This window comes from Streptomyces sp. NPDC029014, from assembly GCF_055564695.1.
The window spans coordinates 41,379-63,214 of sequence record NZ_JBVHVT010000014.1; the positions used below are offsets into that span (position 1 = coordinate 41,379).

The 21,836-nt window shown below is 74.4% G+C and carries 20 protein-coding genes and 1 pseudogene; 13 read left to right on the forward strand and 8 right to left on the reverse strand.

Annotated features, from left to right (window positions below; translation table 11 throughout):
* The first annotated feature begins 54 nt into the window (after positions 1-54).
* Positions 55-615 carry a hypothetical protein gene (locus tag ACZ4VL_RS10180; RefSeq protein WP_468198028.1) on the forward strand — a complete coding sequence of 187 codons (561 nt, stop codon included), beginning with the start codon at positions 55-57 and terminating at the stop codon, positions 613-615.
* The gene (locus ACZ4VL_RS10185) at positions 612-1,232 is read left to right on the forward strand and encodes a hypothetical protein (RefSeq protein ID WP_468198031.1); all 621 of its coding nucleotides are present in this window, start codon (positions 612-614) and stop codon (positions 1,230-1,232) included. The genes ACZ4VL_RS10180 and ACZ4VL_RS10185 overlap by 4 nt, the downstream gene beginning before the upstream one ends.
* An 88-nt stretch (positions 1,233-1,320) precedes the next feature.
* On the opposite strand, the gene ACZ4VL_RS10190 is transcribed toward ACZ4VL_RS10185, so the two are convergent.
* From ACZ4VL_RS10190 to ACZ4VL_RS10205, 4 genes are all read right to left on the reverse strand, one after another.
* Positions 1,321-3,639: an immune inhibitor A domain-containing protein gene (locus tag ACZ4VL_RS10190; protein WP_468198033.1), complete on the reverse strand. Its 2,319-nt coding sequence runs from the start codon at positions 3,637-3,639 to the stop codon at positions 1,321-1,323.
* Between the two features lie 160 nt (positions 3,640-3,799).
* The gene (locus ACZ4VL_RS10195) at positions 3,800-4,459 is read right to left on the reverse strand and encodes a CatB-related O-acetyltransferase (protein WP_468198035.1); all 660 of its coding nucleotides are present in this window, start codon (positions 4,457-4,459) and stop codon (positions 3,800-3,802) included.
* A gap of 130 nt (positions 4,460-4,589) precedes the next feature.
* Positions 4,590-5,192, reverse strand: a complete 603-nt coding sequence (locus ACZ4VL_RS10200) for a hypothetical protein (protein WP_468198037.1) — start codon at positions 5,190-5,192, stop codon at positions 4,590-4,592.
* A gap of 172 nt (positions 5,193-5,364) precedes the next feature.
* A complete protein-coding gene (locus ACZ4VL_RS10205) occupies positions 5,365-6,054 on the reverse strand; it encodes an alpha/beta hydrolase (RefSeq protein ID WP_468198039.1) in 690 nt (229 codons plus the stop codon).
* Between the two features lie 207 nt (positions 6,055-6,261).
* On the opposite strand from ACZ4VL_RS10205, the gene ACZ4VL_RS10210 reads away from it, so the two are divergent.
* The 6 genes from ACZ4VL_RS10210 (at position 6,262) to ACZ4VL_RS10235 (ending at position 11,184) form a co-directional block, all read left to right on the forward strand.
* Positions 6,262-8,004, forward strand: coding sequence for a serine/threonine-protein kinase (locus ACZ4VL_RS10210; RefSeq protein WP_468198041.1), 1,743 nt, complete (start codon positions 6,262-6,264; stop codon positions 8,002-8,004).
* A 35-nt stretch (positions 8,005-8,039) separates the two neighbouring features.
* A complete protein-coding gene (locus tag ACZ4VL_RS10215; RefSeq protein WP_361086793.1) occupies positions 8,040-8,357 on the forward strand; it encodes a hypothetical protein in 318 nt (105 codons plus the stop codon).
* A gap of 209 nt (positions 8,358-8,566) precedes the next feature.
* A complete protein-coding gene (locus ACZ4VL_RS10220; RefSeq protein WP_468198044.1) occupies positions 8,567-9,136 on the forward strand; it encodes an NUDIX hydrolase in 570 nt (189 codons plus the stop codon).
* Between the two features lie 177 nt (positions 9,137-9,313).
* The gene (locus ACZ4VL_RS10225) at positions 9,314-9,976 is read left to right on the forward strand and encodes a lysophospholipid acyltransferase family protein (RefSeq protein WP_468198046.1); all 663 of its coding nucleotides are present in this window, start codon (positions 9,314-9,316) and stop codon (positions 9,974-9,976) included.
* 297 nt (positions 9,977-10,273) lie between these two features.
* Positions 10,274-10,648, forward strand: coding sequence for a hypothetical protein (locus ACZ4VL_RS10230; protein WP_360627210.1), 375 nt, complete (start codon positions 10,274-10,276; stop codon positions 10,646-10,648).
* Between the two features lie 188 nt (positions 10,649-10,836).
* Positions 10,837-11,184 carry an ArsR/SmtB family transcription factor gene (locus tag ACZ4VL_RS10235; protein WP_360627250.1) on the forward strand — a complete coding sequence of 116 codons (348 nt, stop codon included), beginning with the start codon at positions 10,837-10,839 and terminating at the stop codon, positions 11,182-11,184.
* A gap of 133 nt (positions 11,185-11,317) precedes the next feature.
* Here the strand turns inward: ACZ4VL_RS10235 and ACZ4VL_RS10240 are convergent, their stop codons facing one another.
* The gene (locus ACZ4VL_RS10240; protein ID WP_468198049.1) at positions 11,318-12,001 is read right to left on the reverse strand and encodes a class I SAM-dependent methyltransferase; all 684 of its coding nucleotides are present in this window, start codon (positions 11,999-12,001) and stop codon (positions 11,318-11,320) included.
* 293 nt (positions 12,002-12,294) lie between these two features.
* On the opposite strand from ACZ4VL_RS10240, the gene ACZ4VL_RS10245 reads away from it, so the two are divergent.
* The 5 genes from ACZ4VL_RS10245 to ACZ4VL_RS10265 all read left to right on the forward strand — a co-directional run bounded on the left by ACZ4VL_RS10245 (position 12,295) and on the right by ACZ4VL_RS10265 (position 18,330).
* Positions 12,295-13,797 (forward strand): glycoside hydrolase family 18 protein, encoded by a 1,503-nt coding sequence (locus ACZ4VL_RS10245; protein WP_468198051.1) that lies wholly within the window; start codon positions 12,295-12,297, stop codon positions 13,795-13,797.
* Between the two features lie 165 nt (positions 13,798-13,962).
* Entirely contained in the window at positions 13,963-16,143 is a 2,181-nt protein-coding gene (locus tag ACZ4VL_RS10250) for a SpoIIE family protein phosphatase (protein WP_468198054.1), read from the forward strand.
* A 52-nt stretch (positions 16,144-16,195) separates the two neighbouring features.
* A complete protein-coding gene (locus tag ACZ4VL_RS10255; protein ID WP_468198056.1) occupies positions 16,196-16,882 on the forward strand; it encodes a DUF5701 family protein in 687 nt (228 codons plus the stop codon).
* An 85-nt stretch (positions 16,883-16,967) separates the two neighbouring features.
* Entirely contained in the window at positions 16,968-17,810 is an 843-nt protein-coding gene (locus ACZ4VL_RS10260) for a class I SAM-dependent methyltransferase (protein WP_468198058.1), read from the forward strand.
* Between the two features lie 49 nt (positions 17,811-17,859).
* Positions 17,860-18,330: a hypothetical protein gene (locus tag ACZ4VL_RS10265; protein WP_468198061.1), complete on the forward strand. Its 471-nt coding sequence runs from the start codon at positions 17,860-17,862 to the stop codon at positions 18,328-18,330.
* Positions 18,331-18,341: 11 nt separating this feature from the next.
* Here ACZ4VL_RS10265 and ACZ4VL_RS10270 read toward each other — a convergent pair whose 3' ends face one another.
* From ACZ4VL_RS10270 to ACZ4VL_RS10280, 3 genes and pseudogenes are all read right to left on the reverse strand, one after another.
* Positions 18,342-19,067 (reverse strand): LolA-like protein, encoded by a 726-nt coding sequence (locus ACZ4VL_RS10270; protein ID WP_468198063.1) that lies wholly within the window; start codon positions 19,065-19,067, stop codon positions 18,342-18,344.
* A gap of 33 nt (positions 19,068-19,100) precedes the next feature.
* Positions 19,101-20,051 carry a Vgb family protein gene (locus tag ACZ4VL_RS10275; protein ID WP_468198065.1) on the reverse strand — a complete coding sequence of 317 codons (951 nt, stop codon included), beginning with the start codon at positions 20,049-20,051 and terminating at the stop codon, positions 19,101-19,103.
* Positions 20,052-20,092: 41 nt separating this feature from the next.
* Positions 20,093-21,762, reverse strand: a pseudogene (locus ACZ4VL_RS10280) (ABC-F family ATP-binding cassette domain-containing protein).
* Positions 21,763-21,836 lie beyond the last annotated feature (74 nt).

The window sequence follows — 21,836 nt, forward strand, 5'->3', positions numbered from 1 at the left end:
CAGGAGACGGGGGCAGGCGCGGGCCAGCTCCCACGGATGGCCCTGGAGGCCGAGATGTCAACAGAAACCCTCGTCGCCATCATCGTCCCGTGCGTCATCGTGCTCGTCCTGATCGGTGTCGGACTGTGGGCGGTGTCGAGGCGGCGCCACCTCAAGCACCGCTTCGGACCCGAGTACGAGCGCACCGTCGAGGAAGCGGGCGGACGACTCCCGGCCGACCGCGAACTGCGCAGCCGCGAACGGCGGCACGACGCCCTGCAGATACGGGAGCTGCCGCCGGACCTGAGGCAGCAGTACGCCGAGGACTGGAGCCGCGTGCAGGAGCGCTTCGTCGACCGGCCCGAGAGCGCGGTCTCCGAGGCCGACTCCCTGGTCACCCGCCTCATGCGCGAGCGCGGCTACCCCACGGAGGGCTACGAGCAGCAGCTCCAGGACCTGTCCGTCGAGCACGGCCGCACCATCGAGCACTACCGCGACGCCCACGACGTCCGGGCCCGCAACGGCGGGCACGCCACCACCGAGGAGCTGCGCGGGGCGATGGTGCACTACCGCGCCCTGTTCGACGAACTCCTGGCGGCGCCCTCGGGCGCGGGCAGCCGGACGGAGGAGACATGAAGCACGACGAGACCACCGCCCCCCGCGAGGGGCTGACCACCGAAGAACTCGCCCGCCCGCGGATGGACGCCGACCCCGACACCGAGGAGACCACCGAGGACAGGCCCGCCTACCCGGGCGATGCGATCCCGGTGGACGACGGGAGCGGCACCGGCGCACGGCCGGACCTCCGGGAGGACGGCGGCCGCCCGGACCCGGCGGACACGAGCGGCCTGACGGCGGCGTCGGCGGGAACGGACTCCACGGCCGAAGCGGACCGGGAGGACCGCGAGCCCCGGGAGGGCCGGGAGGGCCGGGAGGCCGGGGCGGAAGCGGACACGGCCGGAGCCGGAACCGCGGAACCGGACGAGACGCCCCTGATGCCGGAGGCCGAGGCCGCGGGCTTCCGCGACGAGTGGAGCAGGATCCAGGGGGACTTCGTCGACGACCCCAAGGAGTCCGTCCGCGCCGCGGACGGCCTGGTCGCGGCCGTCATGCAGCACCTGGCCGGTACGTTCGCCTCCCACAAGGAGGACCTGGAGCAGCAGTGGAGCCGCGGCGGTGAGGTCGCCACCGAGGACCTCCGCCTCGCCCTCCAGCGCTACCGCTCCTTCTTCAACCGTCTGCTGAGCACCTGAGCGCGCTCAAGCTCCACGTACGCGTGCGGGCCGTCCGCCCCACCCACCGGGGGGCGGACGGCCCGCACGCGCATCCGTGCCGGGCCGCTTACGGGGACGGGCTGACCTGGACCGTGGTGAGCGCGCCGCCCGAGGCCTCCTTGACCACCGCGATCCGCGTCCCGGTGTCCGGGACCTTGACCCCGACCTGCGGGAGTTCGGGGTTCCAGTACGAGCCGCGGCGGTCGTCGAAGACGGGTACGCCCGGCCGTGACGGGACCACCGTGGCCGTGCCCGCCCGGTGCAGGACGATCCGGTCGCTCGCCCGCAGCGAGAACGGCGCGTCGAAGGTCTGTGCGCGGGCGTTCAGCAGTGAGCCGTCCCCGTGCCGCAGCGGCTCCGGGCGCGCGTCGACGGGCAGCAGCAGCCCGGCCCCCGGGTGGGCCTTGGTGGTGTTGTCGCTGTAGGCGGTGTCCCACAGCCAGATCAGCACCCCCTGCTGGTACGGGTAGAACTCCACCTGGTCGCCGGTGAACCCGAAGTTGTACGGCCCGGTCCGCAGCTGCTTGCCGTAGCCGGTGTAGCGGCGGTTCTCGACCAGGTAGGCGCGTGGGTGCCGCTCGCTGCCCGTACGGCCCTCCGTGCGCGACCACTTGACCGCGTTCCAGCCGTTCGCGCCCTGCTCCGCCCCGTCGCGCAGCAGCTCGCGGGCGCCGCCGTCGGCGGTGATCCGGATGTCGTCGAAGGTGACGCCCTTGCCGTGGGTGTTGCCGTCGGACGTCACGCGCAGCCGCAGCTGGACGCCGTGCCCCGCGAACCGGTCCAGCGGAACACCGATCTCCGCCCAGCCGCCCGACGTCCCGGACACGCCCTTCGGCGGGATCGCGGCTCCGTTCACCGTGCCGGGCAGGACCGCCCAGGAGGCGCCGCCGTCCGTGGAGGCCTCCACCGTCAGGAAGTCGAAGTCCTGCTCGATGTCGTACCAGACGCGGGCGTCCAGCCGGGCGGGCCCGGCCGTGCCGGCGAGGTCGACCGTCCGGGACAGGGTGTTGTCCATGAGGTCGCCGGTGCCGCTCCACCACTGGCTGCCGCCCTCGTACGGGTCGGTCAGCTCGGTCCGCGTCTCCGACGGCGGCAGGTGCACCAGCAGGGCCTGCGGGTCCTCGGTGTTGTAGCCCGACACCCCCAGCACGGCCCGCGTCCTGCGGCCCGCGTCGGCCTCCGTGTACTCCAGCCAGCCCAGCTGGAGCTTGCTCCACGGGTCGAGGTCGCCCGGGAAGGCGCCGGTGGTGTTGCGGCCCTTCGCCAGGTACGAGCCCGAGGACATCAGCGACCAGAAGTTGACGCCGTTGTCGCCGTCCGAGCTGTACAGGTCCGGCAGCCCCAGGTCGTGGCCGAACTCGTGGGCGAAGAGCCCCGCCCCGCTGTTCTCGCCCGCGGTGAGGTAGTCGCCGGCCCAGATGCCGGAGTCGCCGACGGGGGTGCCGCCGGCCTTGTTCCCCTCGGGCCCCGCACTGCCGGCCTGGTTCCAGTACGCGAACCAGCGGTGCGCCCAGACCGCGTCCTTGCCCTGGGCGCCGCCGCCCCAGGTCTGGTCCTTGCCGGCGTGCACGACGACCAGGTGGTCGAGGTAGCCGTCCGGCTCGTCGAAGTTCCCGTCGTGGTCGGCGTCGTAGCGGTCCCACACGTCGTATGCGGCGAGCTGCGCCTTGATCTGCTCGGGCGTACGGCCCTTGGCGCGCTCGGCGTCGTACCAGGCGGCGGTGGCGTCGCGGATCATGTCCCAGTTGGTGCGGCACTGGCCGGGCTCCGAGCAGTTGTCGGTGCCGTAGCGGGCCTCGTTCCAGGGCAGGCGGACCCAGTCGGAGACGTAGCCGTCCATGTCGTACCGGCCGGAGGACTGGAGCCGGTAGTAGGCGCGCAGGGACGCGGACTCGGTCTCCGTGGAGAAGAACTGCCGCTCGTAGGAGGCCCGGTCGAAGTCCTTGCGCCACAGGGTGTGGTTGTCGTCGGGGGCGGGCTTCGGGATGGTGTCGTGGCGGGGGCCGGGGGTGCCGCCGAAGCGGGGCTTGCCCTCGAACTCGGTGGTGGTGTCCACCCGGTCGCCGAACTCGGCCAGGATGACGAAGACCTTGTCCTTGCGCTCCTGGGCGAGTTCGACGTACCGCTTGCCGACCTGGGCCCGTCGCGGGAGCGTTCCGTCGGCCTCTGCCCGCAGACCGGCGGGACCGCCGGCGGCGACCTGTTCCAGTGCCTGCCGGCGCAGGGCCTGCCGCTGGAGCTCCAGGGGTGCGGGTGGGGGAGCGGGGGCGTGCTCGGCGTGCTGGGCCGGCCCGGTGGACGGCGCGGAAGGGGCCGGCCGGGGTGGCGGCGCGGTGGCGGCGAGCGCGGGGGTGGCGAGGAGCGCGAACGATATCGCGGCTCCCACCACGGCGAGTCTGCGCAACGTGACGGCCTTTCACTGGGTCGGGAAGGCTGGAGGAAGCGCGGGTAATATTTCACATGTCACAGTTGATGGGTAGGGGGTGCGACGAACCACCCGCGGGCGCCTGCCGTACGCGGGGCGGGGGAACAGCGGGGAGGGACCGTCAGGTCCCGCTCTGCCGGCGCTCGTCCGAGGCGCCCGGGGCGGCGGCCTCCAGGTCGTCGATGCTGCCGGACATGACGGTCCGCAGGTGCCGGGTCAGGTGCTCGTCGGGCCAGTCCCACCAGGCCACCGCCAGCAGCCGCGCGATGTCCGGCCCGCTGTGGCGGAGGCGGATCAGCCGCGCCGGATTGCCGCCGACGATGCCGTAGTCGGGGACGTCGTCGACGACGACGGAACCGGCGGCGATGATCGCGCCGTGGCCGATCCGGACCCCCGGCATGACGGTGACGCCGTGGCCGAACCAGACGTCGTGCCCGACGACGGTGTCCCCGCGGCCCGGGAGGCGGGTGATCAGGTCGAAGTGCTCGGCCCAGCCGCCGCCCATGATGGGGAAGGGGAAGGTCGAGGGGCCGTCCATGCGGTGGTTCGCGCCGTTCATGATGAACCGCACGCCGGTGCCCAGCGCGCAGAACTTCCCGATGACGAGCTTCTCCGGACCGTAGTGGTACAGCACGTTGCGGCTCTCGAAGTCGGTCGCCGCGTCCGGGTCGTCGTAGTAGGAGTACACGCCCACCTCGATCAGCGGGGACGTCACCAGCGGCTTCAGCAGCACCACGCGGGGCTGCCCGGGCACGGGGTGCAGCACGGACGGGTCGGGCACGGCGGCAACCACTCCTGCACCACTCCAGACGGTGTGACGGTGTGACGGTGTACGGAACACGGGACGGTCCGCCCATGTTCGCACCCCGCGCGCCCGGCCCGCCGATCCCCGCCGTCGCCACAGGTGGCGATCAGCGGTCCGCGGGGCGGTCCGCCGGACCGAGCACCGTCCGCATGGCCGCGGCGGACACGGCCGAGGTGTACACCGCGGACGCCGTCACCACGCCCCCGCCCGGCCCGAGGTCCAGGCGGACCGCCGGGCTGAGGTGCAGGACCACGTCGAGCGTCGCCTCGGCGGAGCAGGCCACCGCGGCCGGCTCGCCCGGAACGCGGCGCGGTCCGCGGCCGGGGACGGTCCGCACGGCGGGAGCCGCCGAACGGACCGCGGAGCGGGGCACGGACACCTCCCCGAAGAACCCGGTCCGCAGCACCAGGTCCGGTCCCCGCACCTCGTGCGGGGACCGGAACAGCGCCGCGGTGGCCCCCAGCCCGGCGAGGACCAGCACGGCTTCGAGCGCGGCGTGCACGCCCCGCACGGCCGGCGGCAGCACGGACGACACCAGGAACGCCACGACGACTTCCGTCACGACCAGCGCCAGCAGCACCTGCCGCAGCCCCGCCGAATGCGCGACGCCCGCTCCCCGGGGACGCGCCCGCCGGGCGGGCACCAGCGCGGCGCCCCAGATCCGCAGGACCCCCGCCCTCCCCGGACGCTGCGTCACACTCCCCTGCACGACCCCCTCCACCGCGCCCACCCGGCTCCCCCTTCCCTCCCCTTCCGGTTCCCGACCACCCCAGCGTCATCGGAAGACCGGACGCACGGCAGTGAGGTTTGTCAGCAAGGACCCGTGCATCCTGCACACCGTGCGGCGGGGCCGGTCCGTTCCCGGAGGGGCCGGAAGGGGGTCAGGCGGCGTGGGCGGCGTCCGCGATGAGGGCCGCCACCGCGCGCGGCTGGGAGGCCAGGGAGGCGTGGCCGGCGTCCAGCTCGATGGTCTTGCGCGGGTTCATGCGATCGGCCATGCGCCGCTGGTTGTCGGGGTGGATCATGTTGTCGTTCAGCGAGACCTGGTACCAGGACGGCTTCGCCCGCCAGGCCGGCACGCTGACGCTGTCGCCGAACGTAGAGGCCGGCGGCGCCTTCTGGGTCACCGCCATCACCAGCGCCTCGTCCGCCGGGAGGTCCTGGGCGAAGCTCTCGTGGAACTTGTCCTGCGCGATCCACAGGTAGCCGTCGGAGTCCGGGACGATGTTCCCGAAGGCCGCCGGGGGCATCTCCTCGCTGATCCCGCCCGGGCTCTCGCCCGCGTCCGGGGCGAACGCGGCGACGTAGACCAGCCCCGTCACGTTCGGCAGGTCACCGGCTTCCGTGATGACCGCGCCCCCGTACGAATGGCCGACCAGCACCACCGGGCCGTCCACCTGGCGCACCATCTTGCGGGTCCGCTCGGCGTCGTCCGCGAGGGAGGTCAGCGGGATCTCCACGGCGTGCAGCGAGTCGTGGCCGCGGGCGTGCAGCTCGGTGATCACCTTGGCCCAGTGGGCGGCGCCGCCCCAGAAACCGTGGACCAGGACGATTGCGGGCTGTGCGGCCATCGAGTCCGCCCTCTCGGATGATCCGGGACACCTGTCGCATCCAGCAGACCCCGGCCGTGCCCGCTCCGCACCCCGGACTGCCCCCTCCGGGCCCGCCCCCACCCGCCGCCCCGGCGATCGGGCGGACCCCGCCCCCGTACGACGGCTAGGATTCCGATCTTGCTGTCCGGCCGATCGTCGGCCCTGGTGAGCACGGGAGTTGGACTCATGAGCCTCGCGAACCACCTGGCATTACGCCCCCTCGGGCCCGGCGACCCGCAGGAGATCGCCGGCTACGCGCTACTGGCCCGCATCGGGGAGGGCGGCATGGGGTCCGTGTACCTCTCCCGCACCCGCGGGAACCAGCCGGTCGCGATCAAGGTGATCCGCCGCGAGTACGCGGGGGACGCGGAGTTCCGCACCCGCTTCAGGCACGAGGTGCAGGCCGCCCGCCAGGTCCGCGGCTACCACCTGGTGCCCGTCGTCGACCACGACACCGAGGGCGAACAGCCCTGGCTGGCCGGCACCTACATACCCGGCCTCCCGCTGGACGAGGCGCTCGCCGCCCACGGCCCGCTGCCCCGCGGGTCCGCACTCCGGCTGGTGGCGTGCGTGGCCCAGGCCCTGGAGTCCGTGCACACGGCCGGGATCGTCCACCGCGACCTGAAGCCCGGCAACATCATGCTGGCCGCCGACGGGCCCTGGGTGATCGACTTCGGCATCGCCCGCGCGGCCGAGTCCACCCGGCTCACCCGGAGCGGCGGATTCATCGGCACGCCCCAGTTCATGTCCCCCGAACAGGGCACGGGCGAGGACCTCACCCCCGCCTCCGACGTCTTCTCCCTCGGCCTCATCGCCGCCGTGGCCGCCGGCGGCCGCCACCCGTACGGGGACGGCGCCGCCCTGACCGTCGCCACCCGGATCGCGAACACCGCGGTCCGGCCCCCGGACCTGTCCGGGTACGAGGCCGGGCTGAGGCCCGTACTGGAGGCCGCGCTGGCCGCCGATCCCGCCGCCCGCCCGGCCCCCGCCCAACTCGCCCGGATGTGCGAGCAGCTCCTCGGCGCGGCCCCGGCCAGGGACCTCGCCGGATGGCTTCCGGAGCCGTGGGCGGGGGCGATCGCCGCCCGGGAGGCGGAGCTGCGGCAGTACCCGGCCCGGCCGGCCGCGCCCGCCGCGGCGGCCCCGGCGTACGTCCCCACCCGCGTTCCCGGCGCCGGGCCGACCGCCCCGCCGCAGCAGCCGCCGCGCCCGCCGCAGGTGCCGCCCGCTCCGGCCGCCCGTCCCGGCCCCCCGCCGGGGGCGTCGGTGTCGGCGCCGGGCCGCGGCCGACGGATGGCGCTGGTCGCCGGGGTCGCCGCCCTGCTCGTGGCCGTCGCGGGCACGGCCTGGGTGCTGTCCGGCACCGGGGACGGCGCCGGGGGCACGGACGGGAAGCGGGGCTCCAGGAAGGCGGACAAGGCCGCCTCCGGGCAGAGCACCGACCCGGGCGACGGCGCCCCTGCCGCCCCGGCCCCAGGTCCCTCCAAGACCGCGAAGACCGTGAAGAAGCCGGAGTACACCGAGGTCTTCAAGGACCGGACGCTGTCCGTCCCCACGCCCGCCCCCGGCCAGTTCATCACCGTCGACATGGACGAGGGCAGGGTGAACCCGAAGGGCCTGATCGGCGACAGGAAGGCCGAGCTGTCGTACCTGTCGCAGTTCCTGAGGTTCGAGACCCCGTTCGCGAAGTCGCCCGGGCCCTCGCCGGAGGTGTGCCGGCAGGCGGTGCATTCCGCGCCGCTGCCGACCGACATCCCCAACACCACCCTCACCCGGACGTCGCCACTGGCCAAGGGCGACGTGCTGTGCACGGTCACCTCCGACGGCAACCTGGCCCGGTTCGAGCTGACCGAGGTCCGGCAGACCGGCAGCCCCGTCGACCCGCCGGCGTTCTCGGGCAACCTCACCCTGTGGAAGGTCTCGGGTTAGCCCCGGCCCGGCCGTCCGCGCCCTAAGCTCGCCTGGTGACGGAGAACGAGATCAAGCTGAAGGCCATCGCCGCGCTCACCGCCCTGCGCTCGGGGGCCGACACGGCGTTCGTCTCCGACCTGCTGGCGGAGGTCGTGCCGACGCAGTTCGCCGTCCCGGCCGACGCGACGGCGCAGGAGGTCGGCCAAGCGGTGATCGAGCAGATGTCGGAGCCGCTGAGCGCGCTGGTGAACGGGTTCATCCTGGCCTTCGACGCGCTCGCCGACGCGCACGACAGCGTCGACCCGGAGGCGAGCACGGAGCAGATCCTCCAGGACCTCGCGCTCGCCCTGGCCCGGGAGGACACCGGCTGAGCGCGTCGGCCGGACCCCGCGCGGGTGCATCCGTACGGCCCCCGCCGGGCGAAGTACCGTCCGGATCCCCTGCTCCAGTCGGCGGGGCAGGGGGTCCGCCCCGTCCTGCGCACGGCCCGCCGGGCACGGTGCGCCGCACGGGGCCGTGCCCGGCGGGCGGACCCGGCTCCGCCCGTCCTCCTGTCCGGCGGTGAACCGATACTGACGCCATGACACCTTCCGTGAACCCCGCAGGCCCCCTCTCCGACGGCCCGCCGCCGCCCGTCCCGTTCGCGCGCATCAAGGTGCGTACGGGAGCCCTCGTCTTCTGCGGCGACGAACTGGCCCTGATCCGCCGGGACCGCCCCACCTCCGCCCTCTACACGCTGCCCGGCGGCAACGTCGAGGACGGGGAGGACTTCACCGCGGCCCTGCAACGGGAACTCGCCGAGGAACTCGCCCTCGACGTCCGCCTGGCCCAGGGCGGCGACCTGATGTGGGTCGTCGACCAGCGGGTCACCCGGCCCGGACCCACTGCGCCGCCCCGCAAGCTCCACCTGCTGCACCGCTTCCACATCACCCCGGAGGTACGGGCCGGCCTCGCCGCACACGAGGCGGACGAACTCCCCGACGGCACCCACGACATCGGCGTCGTCCAGTGGATCGACTACCGGGAGGCGGCCTCGCTGCCGCTCTTCCCACCCGTCGGGCCCGCCCTCGCGACCCTCCCCGACCCCCGTGCGGCCGTCACCGATGCCGCACTGCCGCCCGTCACCGACCACAACCACACCTGGATCTGACGCACCGGGACGGGCCGCAACGGCCAGCGGCGCCCGGCCCGGGTGGGGGTGACCGCGGACGGCGTCGGCGCGTTGCCTGGGTACGGTGCCCGCCCGGACCTGAGTAGGAACGCTCAGGTCAGCCGCCGAGCAGGCGCCGACCATGGTGAACACCACCGCTCGGAACGGGAGATCCCCATGCTCAGCCGCCTCGCCGACGTACTCGTGCCCGCGTTCGGGCGCCTCCGCGTGACGGCGGACCGCGACGCCGTCTTCGCGCCCGGCAGCCTGCTCGCCGCCAACCACACCTCCCTCGCCGACCCCGCCGTCGTCCTCGCCGCGCTGCGCCGCCTCGGCGTGGAGCCCGTCGTCATGGCCGCCGCCGGGCTCTGGCGCGTACCCGTCCTCGGGCGCTCCCTCGCCCGCGAGGGCCACATCCCGGTGTACCGCCGGTCCCGGCGGGCCGCGGACGCCCTCGACCTCGCCGAGGCCGCCCTGCGGGAGGGCCGGCTGGTCCTCCTGTACGCCGAAGGGGGCATCCCGGAGCGCCGGGACGCCGCGGAGGCCGCGCCCGGGGCCTTCCGCAGCGGACTGTCCCGGCTCGCCGAACGCACCGGCGCCGCCGTCGTGCCGATCGGCCAGGCCGGCGCCCGCCGGGTCACCTCGGGGAGCGCCGCGAAGCAGGTCGCGGGCCTCGTCACCGCCCCCCTGCGCCGCCCGGACCTGCACGTCCACGTCGGCGCCCCCGTCCACCTGAGCGGGGACGGTTCCGCCCGGACCCGGCAGGCGCACCACGCGGTCACGGAGGCCTGGCGCACGGCCGCCGCGCACCTCGACGAGCCTGCCGCCCTTGCCGCATAGCCCGTGTGGCCTGCGGTCGTCGCCGCTCCGGCCGAAAAGAATCGTCCTCCGTTCGACGGGTCCTGCGCTGCGGTCCTCCCGGCCCGCGCCGGGCCGGGCCTCCGGTGAGGTCCGTCGTCGTGGGACGCCCTCCGTGCCGCCGCCACAGCAGTCCCGGCCGCGCCGGCCGCCCCGAGCCAGGCGATCATTTTGCGCCGAATCCGAGGTTCCGCCCGTTCGGCGGCCGCCGCTCGGTAGCGTCCCGTTACGGAAGATCCGGTGCCGGTAACGGCAGAGCGCAGGACGAGAGGTACGGCCATGGCCAACGTGGAAGTTTCACTGAAGGAAGCAATGACCTCGATCGACGGGGTGCTGGGCGTGGCCCTGGTGGACTACACCAGCGGAATGGCCCTCGGCACGCTCGGGGGCAGCAAGGACCTGGATCTCGGCGTCGCCGCGGCGGGCAACACGGACGTCATCCGGGCCAAGGTCCGCACCATGGAGATGCTGGGTCTCCAGGACGAGATCGAGGACCTGCTGATCACCCTCGGGAACCAGTACCACCTGATCCGGGTGTTGAAGAGCCGCAGCGGATCCGGTCTGTTCCTCTACCTCGTGCTGGACAAGGGCCGCTCCAACCTGGCCATGGCCCGTCACCAGTTGCGCCGCATCGAGGCGGATCTGGAGGTCTAGACGCAGTGCTCCGTCAGGCCCACGCGTGCCCATGAGTTGCAAATTTCTTCAACTCGGCACATCCGAAAACGGTCAACTTCGGTTCCGCGTGGGCCGACAGGACGGGACGATGGACACGGAGGTCGTCCGGTGGCGGGCATGCGCGGGACATGGCAACGGGACCGAGGAGCAGCAGGAGCGTCGTGGGAATGCAGGTGCCGCTGTACCAGGCCAAGGCGGAGTTCTTTCGGATGCTCGGCCACCCGGTCCGTATACGCGTGCTGGAACTCCTGCAGGACGGCCCGAAACCGGTCCGCAGCCTGTTGGCCGAGATCGACGTCGAGCCGTCGAACCTCTCCCAGCAGCTGGCGGTCCTTCGCCGCTCGGGCATCGTGGTGTCCACCCGCGAAGGGTCCTCGGTGACCTACGCCCTGGCCGGCGTGGAAGTCGCCGACCTGCTGCGGGCGGCGCGCCGCATCCTCACCGAGATGCTGGCCGGGCGGAACGAACTGCTCGCCGAACTGCGGCAGGTGGAGCCCGACCCCGCGAACACCTGAGGAACGCGAACGGCACGGCGGGGGTCCGGCGCCCCGCCGTGCCGCGTGGGTGTGTGGGTGTGTGGGGGTGCGTGTGCCCCGCTCCCGCTCGGCCGGGCCCGGCCCTGCCGTGCGCCCGTCGCCGGGCGGCCGCTCAGCGCGGGGCGGCAGGGCGCCGGGCGTAGCAGAACAGGTGCTCCTCGGGGGCGGCGAGTTCCCCCTCCGGCTCGAACACCGAGACCGCGTGGTGGAGGACTTCCAGCCCGCAGTCCTCGCGGAGCCTGCGCAGGTACTCCTCGGCCGAGAAGCTGGAGACCTCGACCCGGCGCCCCATCCACTCGATCTCGATGCCGTCGACGTCGGCCGGCACGGTGGCCGACACGAGGTACCCTCCGGGCGCCAGCCAGCCGGCCATCCGCTCCAACGCCGCCGACGCCTCCGCCCGGCTCATCATCAGCAGCGGGAAGAAGGCGCAGACGGCGTCGAAGCTCCCCTCCGGCGCACCGAACTCGCGTACGTCGCACTGCTCGAACCGCGCCCCGGGCACCTGGGCCCGGGCCAGCCCGACCATCGCCCCGGACACGTCGATGCCCGTCACGTCACAGCCGGCGCGGACCAGCCGGTCGGCGACGGGCCGTCCGGTCCCGCTGCCGACGTCCAGGACGCGCGCCCCCGGGGCCAGTCGCGCGGACAGCCAGTCCACCGCGGCCAGCTGGGCCGGCAGCCGTCCGAAGGCCCGCTCGTAGTCGACCCCCAGACCGTCGAACAGCTCGGCCGCGGACACCGTCCCCGGCCGCTGTCCGTCCCGCGCCGCGGACCGCTCCTCGTCTCCGTGCACCGCACTCTCCCTTCCCGCTCCGTCATGGCCCGACCGAACCACCCCTTCCCCGCGCACCACGGCCGCAGACGTCCGCGCGGCGGTACTGCACCGGGCGGGGCCGCGGTCGGCCGCCGCGGGTCCCGGACCCGAACCTGCGCGGGCGTCCGGAGGGCGGTCGTTAACCCCGGCCGATCCCTTCCTTAAGGGGGCCTCAAGATCCGGGCCCGAGCGCTCGAACTGACGTTTTGTCCGATTCGGGATCGCTAGCGTGCTGCCCCGTCCCCCTCCCCGCACCGATGAGGCAGGCAGTCATGACCAGGAACGCACACCGCCGCACCGCCGGCACCAAGGCGAAGGCGGCCGGAGCGCTCGCCCTGACGGCGGCCGTCGCCGGAACCGCGATCGTCCTCACCGGCACCGCCCAGGCGGCCTCCGTGGGCGCCGCCTTCACCCGGTCCAGCAGCTGGGACTCCGGCTACACGGGCCAGTACGTCATCACCAACACCGGCAGCCAGCCGCTGAAGGACTGGACCCTGGAGTTCGACCTGCCCGCGGGTACCAGCCTGTCCTCGCTGTGGAACGGCGAACAGACCGTCAGCGGCGGCCGCGTCACCGTCAAGCCGCCCCGATGGGACACCGCCGGCATAGCGCCGGGGGCCTCCGCCACCGTCGGCTTCGTCACCGCTTCCAAGGGCGGCGCCCCCGCCAACCCGACCGGCTGCCTCATCAACAAGGAGAAGTGCTCGCCCGGTTCCGGCCCCACCCCCCTCCCCACGGGCCGCCCCACCACCGCCCCCAGCCCCACCGCCACCGCCCACCCCACGACCGCCCCCACCCCCACCGCCACGGCAACCGCCACCGCCACCGCCACCGCCGGCCCGAAGCCCACCGCCACCGCGACCCGTCCCGGCGGCACCGCGAAGGCGGCCCCGTTCGCCCCGTACGTGGACACCTCGCTCTACCCCGCCTTCGACCTGGTCGGCACCGCCGACCAGACCGGCGTGAAGGAGTTCAACCTGGCCTTCGTCACCTCCGGGGGCGGCTGCAACCCGCTGTGGGGCGGCGTCACCGCCCTCGGCTCCGACCACGTCGCCTCCCAGATCCAGGCCCTGCGCGCCAAGGGCGGCGACGTCCGGGTGTCCTTCGGCGGCGCCGCCGGCTCCGAGCTCGCCCTGGCCTGCTCCTCGGCCGCGGACCTGGCGGCCGCGTACGGCAAGGTCATCGACGCCTACGGGCTGACCAAGGCCGACTTCGACATCGAGGGCGCGGCCCTGCCCGACACCGCCGCGAACACCCGGCGCGCCCAGGCCATCGCGATGCTCCAGAAGAAGCACCCGGGCCTCGACGTGTCCTTCACCCTGCCCGTCATGCCCGAGGGCCTCACCCAGCCGGGCGTGGACCTGATCGCCAACGCCAAGCGCAACGGCGTGGCCATCGCCGCCGTCAACGTGATGGCGATGGACTACGGGCCGGCGTACAGCGGCGACATGGGAGGCTACGCGATCCAGGCCGCGACCGCGACCCAGGCCCAGATCAAGGGCGTCCTCGGGCTCTCCGACGCCGAGGCCTGGAAGACGGTCGCCGTGACCCCGATGATCGGCGTCAACGACGTGGCCAGCGAGGTGTTCACGGTCGAGGACGCCACCCAGCTGGCCGACTTCGCCCGCAGCAAGGGCCTGGGCTGGCTCTCCATGTGGTCGGGGGCCCGCGACAAGCAGTGCGCCGGCGGCGCCAAGAACCAGGCCGACGCCACCTGCTCGTCCATCGTGCAGGCCCCGCTCGCCTTCACGAAGGCCTTCGCAGCCGCCCGCTAGACGGTCCGGCGGACCGGATCCCGGCCCCGCCCCCGCCGAGCCGTTCCGGTCCGTGTCCGGCCGCCGACGGTCCGTGCCCGGGCGCGGGGCGGGGCGGGCGGCCCCGCCCCGCGGCGCGGCAGGCCGGGCCGAGCGCGCGGCTGGGTCCGGGGCGACCATGGTCACGTGGGAGACAAACCGGTACAGGAGCGGGGTGCCGGCCACCGGCTGATGGAAGAGGCGCTGGTCGAGACCTGCGCCGAGGCCAATGCGTCCATCGGCATGCTCTACCTGCCCGAACCCAGCGGGCGGGTGCTGCAACTGGCGGTGACCGTCGGCGTGGCCCGCGAGTTCGCGGTCCCCTGGGCCCGCGTGGGCATCAACGACCCGGTCCCGGTGGCGGACGCCGTCCGCGAACACCGCCTCGTCTGGCTGGGCGGTCTGGAGGACACGGCCCGCCGTTACCCGCGGGTCGGCCTGGTCGTCCCGTACCGCTTCGCCCTCGCCGCCACCCCGCTGGACGCCTCCCGCACGGCCGCGGAGCGGCCCACGGGCTCGGGGCTGGTGATGCTGTGGCCCGGCTCGCACGGGCCGGACCTCGGCGACAAGGAGCGGCAGGTACTCGAATCGGGCGCGCGGCGCCTGGCCGGCATCCTGCGCCGGGCCGCCGACGAAGGGCGCGCCATCCAGCCGGAGGCCCACCCGGTCATCCTGGCGCCGCGTCCGCCGCCCACCCCCGGACCCGCGGAGGCGGCGGCGGGCCTGGGCTTCATCCGGCGCCTGCCGGGGGGCAGCTGCGCCCTCGACCTGAACGGGAAGATCACCTTCATCACCGAGCGGGCCGCGGACCTGCTCGGGGAGCCCGTCTCACGGCTGATCGGCTCCCTCCCATGGGAGGCGCTGCCCTGGATGGACAACCCCACCGTCGAGGACCACTACCGGGCGGCCATGATCAGCCGGATGCCGCGGAGCTTCCTCGCGGACCCCCCGGACGGCCGCCGCCTGCGCTTCGACCTCTACCCGGACGCCAGCGGGCTCAGCGTCCGCATCACCCGGGCCGCGGAGGAGCCGGCGCCCTCCGCGGCCCCGCCCCCGGCCGCCGAGGCGGCGCCCTCGCCCAGCCGCGCCCACGCCCTCTACCAGCTGATCCACCTGGCGGCCATCCTCACCGAGGCCGCCCACGCCCAGGACGTCGTCGACAAGGCCGCCGACCAGCTCGTCCCGGCGCTCGGCGCCCATGCCATGGCCCTGCTGGTCGAGGAGGAGCAGCGCCTGCGCATCGTCGGCTACCGCGGCTACACGGCCGAGCTCATGGCCCGCTTCGACGGGGCCCCCGTCTCCGCCGACACCGCGCGCGCCCACGTGCTCCGCACCGGCAATCCGCTGTTCTTCGGCAGTCCGGACGAGCTGCTGGCCGCCTATCCCGCGACCATGGTCCTGGACGGCATGGCCGCCTGGGCCTTCCTGCCCCTGATCGCCTCCGGCCGTCCCGTCGGGTCCCTGGTCCTCGGCTACTCGCACCCGCGTGCGTTCGCCCCCGGTGAGCGGGCCATCCTGACCGCCATCGCCGGGCTGATCGCCCAGGCCCTGGAGCGGGCCCGGCTGTACGACTCCACCCACCAACTGGCCCGCAGCCTGCAGACCGGCCTGCTGCCGCGGGTCCTGCCGCAGGTCCCCGGACTGGAGGTGGCGGCCCGCTACCTGCCCGCGGCGCAGGGCCTCGACATCGGCGGCGACTTCTACGACCTGATCCGCATCGACGACTCCACGGTCGCCGCCGCCATCGGCGACGTCCAGGGCCACAACGTCAACGCCGCCGCCCTGATGGGCCAGGTCCGCACCGCCGTCCACGCCACCGCCGGGGCCCCGCCGGCCGAGGTCCTCGCCCGGACCAACCGGCTGCTGACCGATCTGGAGCCGGGCCTGTTCACGAGCTGCCTGTACGTCCACATCGACTTCACCCGCCGACGGGCCAGCCTGGCCACCGCGGGCCACCCGCCGCCGCTGCTGCGCCGCGCGGACGGCTCGACCACGGTGCTCGAACTGCCGCCCGGGCTGCTGCTCGGCATCGACCCCGACACCGCGTACACCGCGACCGAGGTCCCCTTCGCGCCCGGCGCCCTCCTCGCCCTGTACACCGACGGGCTGGTCGAAACCCCGGGGCGGGACATCGGGGACGCCATCGGCGAGACGGCGGCACGCCTCACCCGGACGCCGCGGCACGCCTCCCTGGACCTGGTGGCGGACAACCTCATCGGGCACGCCCGGCACGCCGCGCCCCGCAAGGACGACATCGCCCTGCTCCTCCTGCGACATAAATATGACCGTCCTACTTTTCCCTTGACTTTCAAAATGCGTCCGGAATAAGTTTACGACCGTCGCAAATCAGGTTCTGGATCTACCGGATGTGAGGACACCCTTGACCCAGCCCCCCTTCGACGGTGCAGTCGAGTTCGACCGCCAGGTCCGCACCCTGACCGACCTCGGCTACCCGACGATGCCCGGCCTGGACCCCGCGCGGTTCGCCGCCCTCGTCGCCCCGCTGCGCGAGCACGCCGCAGCGGTCCCGGCCGGGGCGTACGACCCGGAGGCCGGCCGGGTGCCGTTCCTGCTGGTGGTCACCCGCGGCGCGGCACCGATCGAGGAGACGATGCCCCGCACCACCCTGCACCGCGGCCGGCTGCCCGGCTTCGTCGACCACTCCTTCGAACCCGGCGCGCTGGAACGGTTCACCGCCACCCCCGCGACCGCCCTCCCGGAGGGCGACGCCTACCTGTTGTGCGACGTCGAACGCGGCGAGGAGTTCTGCGGGGCCGTGCCCCGGGACGCCATGGACGTCATCGCCGGCCGGGGCCGGACCCCCCTCACCATCGAGGAGGGCATCGCGCTCGTCACCCACTTCCCGCAGCTCCTCGTCACGAACAAGTGCTTCTCGCTCGGCGGTTCGCGCAGCGGCGACCGCAGGGTTCCGGCCATCTGGATCAGCCGACGGGCGCCGAAGCTCGGCTGGTGCTGGGAGGGCAATCCGCACACCTGGCTCGGCATGGCCTCGGCCGGAACCCGCACCGCCGGGGCCGCGGCGACCGCTTCCGCGATGGCCGACTGACGCCGAGAGCCGCCCGCGCGCCGGCCCGGGGGTGCCAGACTGGCGGGGTCGGCGCGACGCAGTGCGTTCCAGGAGGTGTCACATCGTGGCCCACGGTGCCCAGGAGTCCTACCCGGTCATGCGGCCGGCGGTCGAGGAGACGTACGGTCCGGCGGACCTGAGCCGGGAGTCCGTCTTCGCCGGAGGGTTCATCAACTTCGGCTACTGGAACGGGATCGACCTGGCCGCCCCGCTCGGCGAGCCCGAGCGGATCCGCAGCCAGCAGGACCTGTACCGGCAGGTCCTGGAGGCCGCCGGACCGCTCGCGGGCCTGCGGGTCCTCGAGGTGGGCTGCGGGCTCGGGATGGGCTGCGCGCTCGCCCTCGGCGAGTACGGGCCCGCCGGCGTCACCGGCATGGACATCCACCCGCAGCAGCTGGAGCGGGCGCGTGACGCGCACGCCGGGCTGCTGCGCGCGGAACCCGGGAGGCTGCGGTTCGCCCGGGGAGCCGCCGAGCGGATGCCGTTCGAGGGTGGCGAGTTCGACGCCGTGGTGAGCGTCGAAGCCGCCCAGCACTTCCCGGACCTGGCCGCCTTCGCCGCCGAGACGGCGCGGGTGCTGCGGCCCGGCGGCCGGGTGGCCGTCGCCAGCTTCTTCACCGTGGACGACGCGCCCCACCGCCCGGCCGAACTCGCCGGGCTCCTGCACACGTTCGAGACCGGCCTGGACATCGCCCGCCCGGTGGCAGAACTCACCGACGCGCTCGGCGCGGCCGGCCTCGCGGACGCCCGGGCCCGGTCGATCGGCCCGGCGGTCTGGCCGGGCTGGGACACCTGGCTGGCCCGCCTGTGGGCCCCGGGCACCTGGCCGCGGAACTTCTTCCGGGCGTACGACCGCCGCATCATCGACTACTACGTCGTCACCGCCACCCGCCCGCCCCGCGGTTGACCGGAATTCCGTTGGCCGGGCCGGCGCCGCTGTCCTACCCTCCCTCGCGATGGAGATGTCCTTCCGGAAGCTGCCGGACAACCAGCACGAGATCCTCGTCCGTGCCCGCAAGGGCCCGGACGTCAGGCTGCCCGCCGGGCCGACCGGCCCCACGATGCCGCACGACCTGGTGCACGCCGTCGTCGAGACCGCCCTCGGCATCGACGACGGGTTCTGGGGCGCGATGGCCCGCGGGGCCACGTTCCAGGGCTTCGAGACGACCGCACCGGGCCGGCACCGCCGGTCCGGCCTGAAGGTGCTGCGCCGGGGCGGCGACGCGGTGCTGGCCGCCGAGCTCTCCGTGAACTGGGCGTACCGGGTGTGGCGGGGTCTGTCCACGCAGGGCCGGGGAGTGGGCCGCCCGCCGCTCGGCCCGGACGCCCTGGCCCGCACGGGCCCCCGCCTGGACGCGGCCGCCGCCCGTTGGGCCGCGGTCCCCGAGGGCGGCGAGTTGGTCTGGCGGTGGGGCGCCGACGGCTGAGCGGTGCTCCGTCAGCGGAGGTCGGACAGGTCCACGGACTTCTCCGGCGGCGGCGTCCTGGCCGGCACCGGCTCGTTGTAGTCGGAGAAGTCGGCGCGGCCCCGCTGGCCGTTCTCGACGCCCTCGACCCGGAGCAGGTACGGCTTGCCCTCGGTGGCCACGTAGTAGGTGGCGGTGTCGGCGCCGTCGCGTCCGGTGACCGTGATCGCCGCATCTCCGTCGACGGTGGTCGTCCCGCCCTTCGTCAGGCTCTCCGAGGCGGGCCGCGCGGCGTACGTCCGCTGGAATTCGGCCAGGTCGCACACCTGGGTGAGGCCCCGCAACAGGGCGTTCTCGGCGCTGCCGTGGATCCAGCGGTTGTTGATCAGGGCCGCGGCGTCCTCCCCGGCCGACCCCGGGACCTGCGACATGAGGAAGGCCGTGTCCGGCTTCAGCCAGACGTCCTGCCCGCGCTTGACCATCTCGGCCCGGCCGCCGCCCTTGGGCAGCGCGACGCTGCCGACGCAGTTGCCCTTGACGTCGAGGTGCAGGTCCAAGGTGGTGGCCCCCGCCTTGTCCTGGACCTTCGCCACCATGTGCACCGAGCGGGCGCCGGCCAGTTCGGCACGCGCCCGTTTGACGATCACCTGTGCGCTCTGGTCCTCGACACCGTTGCCGGTCGGTGCCGCGAAGCCCGCCAGCAGCGTGCTCGCCGCACCTGCGGCCAGGACGGCGGCCGCCCTCCGGAACCCGGACATCGCCTCACCTCCGGAGCGGAACGTGTCACCTGATCAGCGTAGGCCGGGCGGGCGGTGCGCGCAGTCGGGGGCGGCGGACCCGGCCGGTGTGACGACGCGGGCGATCGCACCGTGCTCCAGTGCCGTGTAGAGGGCGCCGTCGGGTCCGAAGGCGAGGCCGTGCGGCTCGCTGCCGGGCTGCGGCAGCGGGATCTCGGTGACCCGCCCGTCGGGGGAGAGGGAGGCCACCCGGCCCGTGGCCCACTGGGTGAACCAGCAGGCGCCGTCGGGGCCGGCCGTGATGGCGTGCGGGCGGCAGCCCGGATCGGGCAGCGGGAACTCGGTGATCCCGCCGTCGGGGGTGATCCGGCCGACACGGCCCGCCGTGATCTCGGTGAACCACAGCGCATCGTCGGAGCCGACCGTCAGGCCCACCGGTCCGCACTCCGGATCGGGCAGCGGGTACAGCGTGGTCCGACCGTCGACCGTGATGCGGCCGAGCGCGCCGGCCCGGTTCAGGGTGAACCAGAGGGCGCCGTCCGCGGCCGCGGTGATGAAGGCCGGGAAGCCGCCGGTGCAGGGCAGCGGGAACTCTTCCACGTCGCCGTCGGGGGTGATCCGTCCGATCCGGTCGGCGCCGGCCCGCGTGTACCAGAGGGCGCCGTCGGGTCCCGGCGCGATGCCGTACGGGGTGGCCCCGCTCCCGGCGGTGGTGCGGGGGAGGGGGTAGGAGCGGGCGTGCCCGGAGGTGTCGATGCGGCCGATGCGGTCGTCCCGCATGCGGGTGAACCACAGGGCCCCGTCGGGCCCCGGCGTGATGTGCGCGGGCCCGCAGTCGGCGGAGTCCAGGGCGTGTTCGTCGATCCGGCCGTCGGGGGTCAGGCGGGCGATGCGGCCGGTGTGCACGAGGGTGCACCAGAGCGCGCCGTCGGGGCCGGCCGCGAGTGCGTACGGGCCGGAGGCGGGGTCGGACACGGGGAAGCTGTGGATCTGCGGGGCAGGCATGCGGGGGAGGGGTTCCTTTCGTCCGGGGCGGGTGCGCGGGGTCAGGCGGCGACGGCGGCGGTGGTGACGGCCGTCGTGGCGGCGGACGTCGTGGCGACGGCTGCTGGGGCGGCGGGCGCGAGATCCAGGCGGGCGCCCCGCCAGTGTGCGCGCAGCCGGCGGTCGTGGCTGACGACGACCACCGCACCGGCGAAGTCGACCAGCGCCGCCTCCAGTTCCTCCGCGAGGGCGGGGGAGAGGTGGTTCGTCGGCTCGTCCAGCAGCAGGACGTCCGCCGGTTCGGTGACGAGCCGGGCCAGGGCCAGCCGCTGCCGCTGCCCGGCGGACAGCGCCGCGACCGGAACGTGCAGCCGTTCGCGCCCGAACAGGCCCAGGGCCAGCAGCCGTTCGGCATGCTCCTCGGCGGTGCCGGCGCGCCCGTGGGCGTACGCGGCGAGCAGGGTGCGCCCGGGGGGCCCCGACCGCGGCTGCTGTGCAAGTAGGCCGATCCGCCCGCGCCGGACCACCTGCCCGCGGTCGGGGGCCGCGGCACCGGCGAGGACGCCGAGCAGGGTGGTCTTGCCGGCGCCGTTCGGGCCCGTGACCAGCAGCCGGTCGCCGGCCGACAGGGCCAGGTCACGGGCCGGAGGCGGCCGTCCACCCGTACGCCGTCGGCCCGCAGCAGCGCACCGGGCCGGGCGGCGGCGTGCAGGGAGGGCGTGAAGTGCAACGGCGGCGGCGGGGCCGGCACGGGTCGTGCGAGCAGCCGCGCCAACCGCTCCTCGGCGTTGCGGACCCGGCCGGCCAGGGACTGCTGCACCCGGCCGGCGGCCCGGTCGTAGGCCATCTTGTTGCCGTCCTTCATGGCCCTGCCCGGAGCGACGCGGCGGGCGGTGGTCGCGGCCGTGTCGCGCAGCCGCGCCACGTCGGCCTGCCACTCGCGGTGCGCCCGGACCCGGCGCTGCCGCTCGGCGGCCCGCTCGGCGAGGTAGCCCGGGTAGCCGGTGCCGTAGCGGGTGGCGGTGTGCAGGTCGCCGTCGACCTCCAGCAGTGCGGTGGTGACCCGTTCGAGGAAGACGCGGTCGTGGGAGACGGCGACCGTGGTCCCGCGCCGGCTGCGCAGGTGGTCTTCGAGCCAGGCGAGGGCGGAGGCGTCGAGGTGGTTCGTCGGTTCGTCGAGCAGCAACACCTCGGGTGCGGCGGCCAGGAGGGAGGCGAGGCGCAGGCGGACCCGTTCGCCGCCGGAGAGCCCGGCCACGGTGCGGTGGCGCTCCAGTGCGGTCAATCCGAGGCCGTGCAGGGCGCGTTCGAGGCGGGCGTCGGCCTCGTACCCCCCGCGCAGCTCGAAGGCGGTGAGGAGGTCGGCGTACGCGGCGAGCACGGCGGGGCCGTCGCCCGAGTCGGCCATCCGGGCCTCCAGGCGGCGCATGTCCCCTTCCATGGCGCGCAGTTCGCCGAGCGACCGGTCGATCACCTGCTGGACGGTGAGGTGGGGCGGGAGGTGTTCCTCCTGGGCCAGGTAGCCGATGCCGCCGTCGGCGCGGGCGATGACCTCGCCGCGGTCGGGGCGTTCGACGCCGGCGAGGAGGCGGAGCAGCGTGGACTTCCCGGATCCGTTCTCGCCGACGATGCCCAGGCGGGCGCCGGCGGGGACGGAACAGGTGACGGATTCGAGGACGGGGCGGCCGTCGTAGGACTTGGTGACGTCAAGGGCGGTGAGCTGTGCGGTCACGGGGCGGCTCCAGGGGTTCGGTGGCGGGCGGGTGCGGGACGGTGCGGCGCGGGTTGCGGAAGATGAGCACCGGG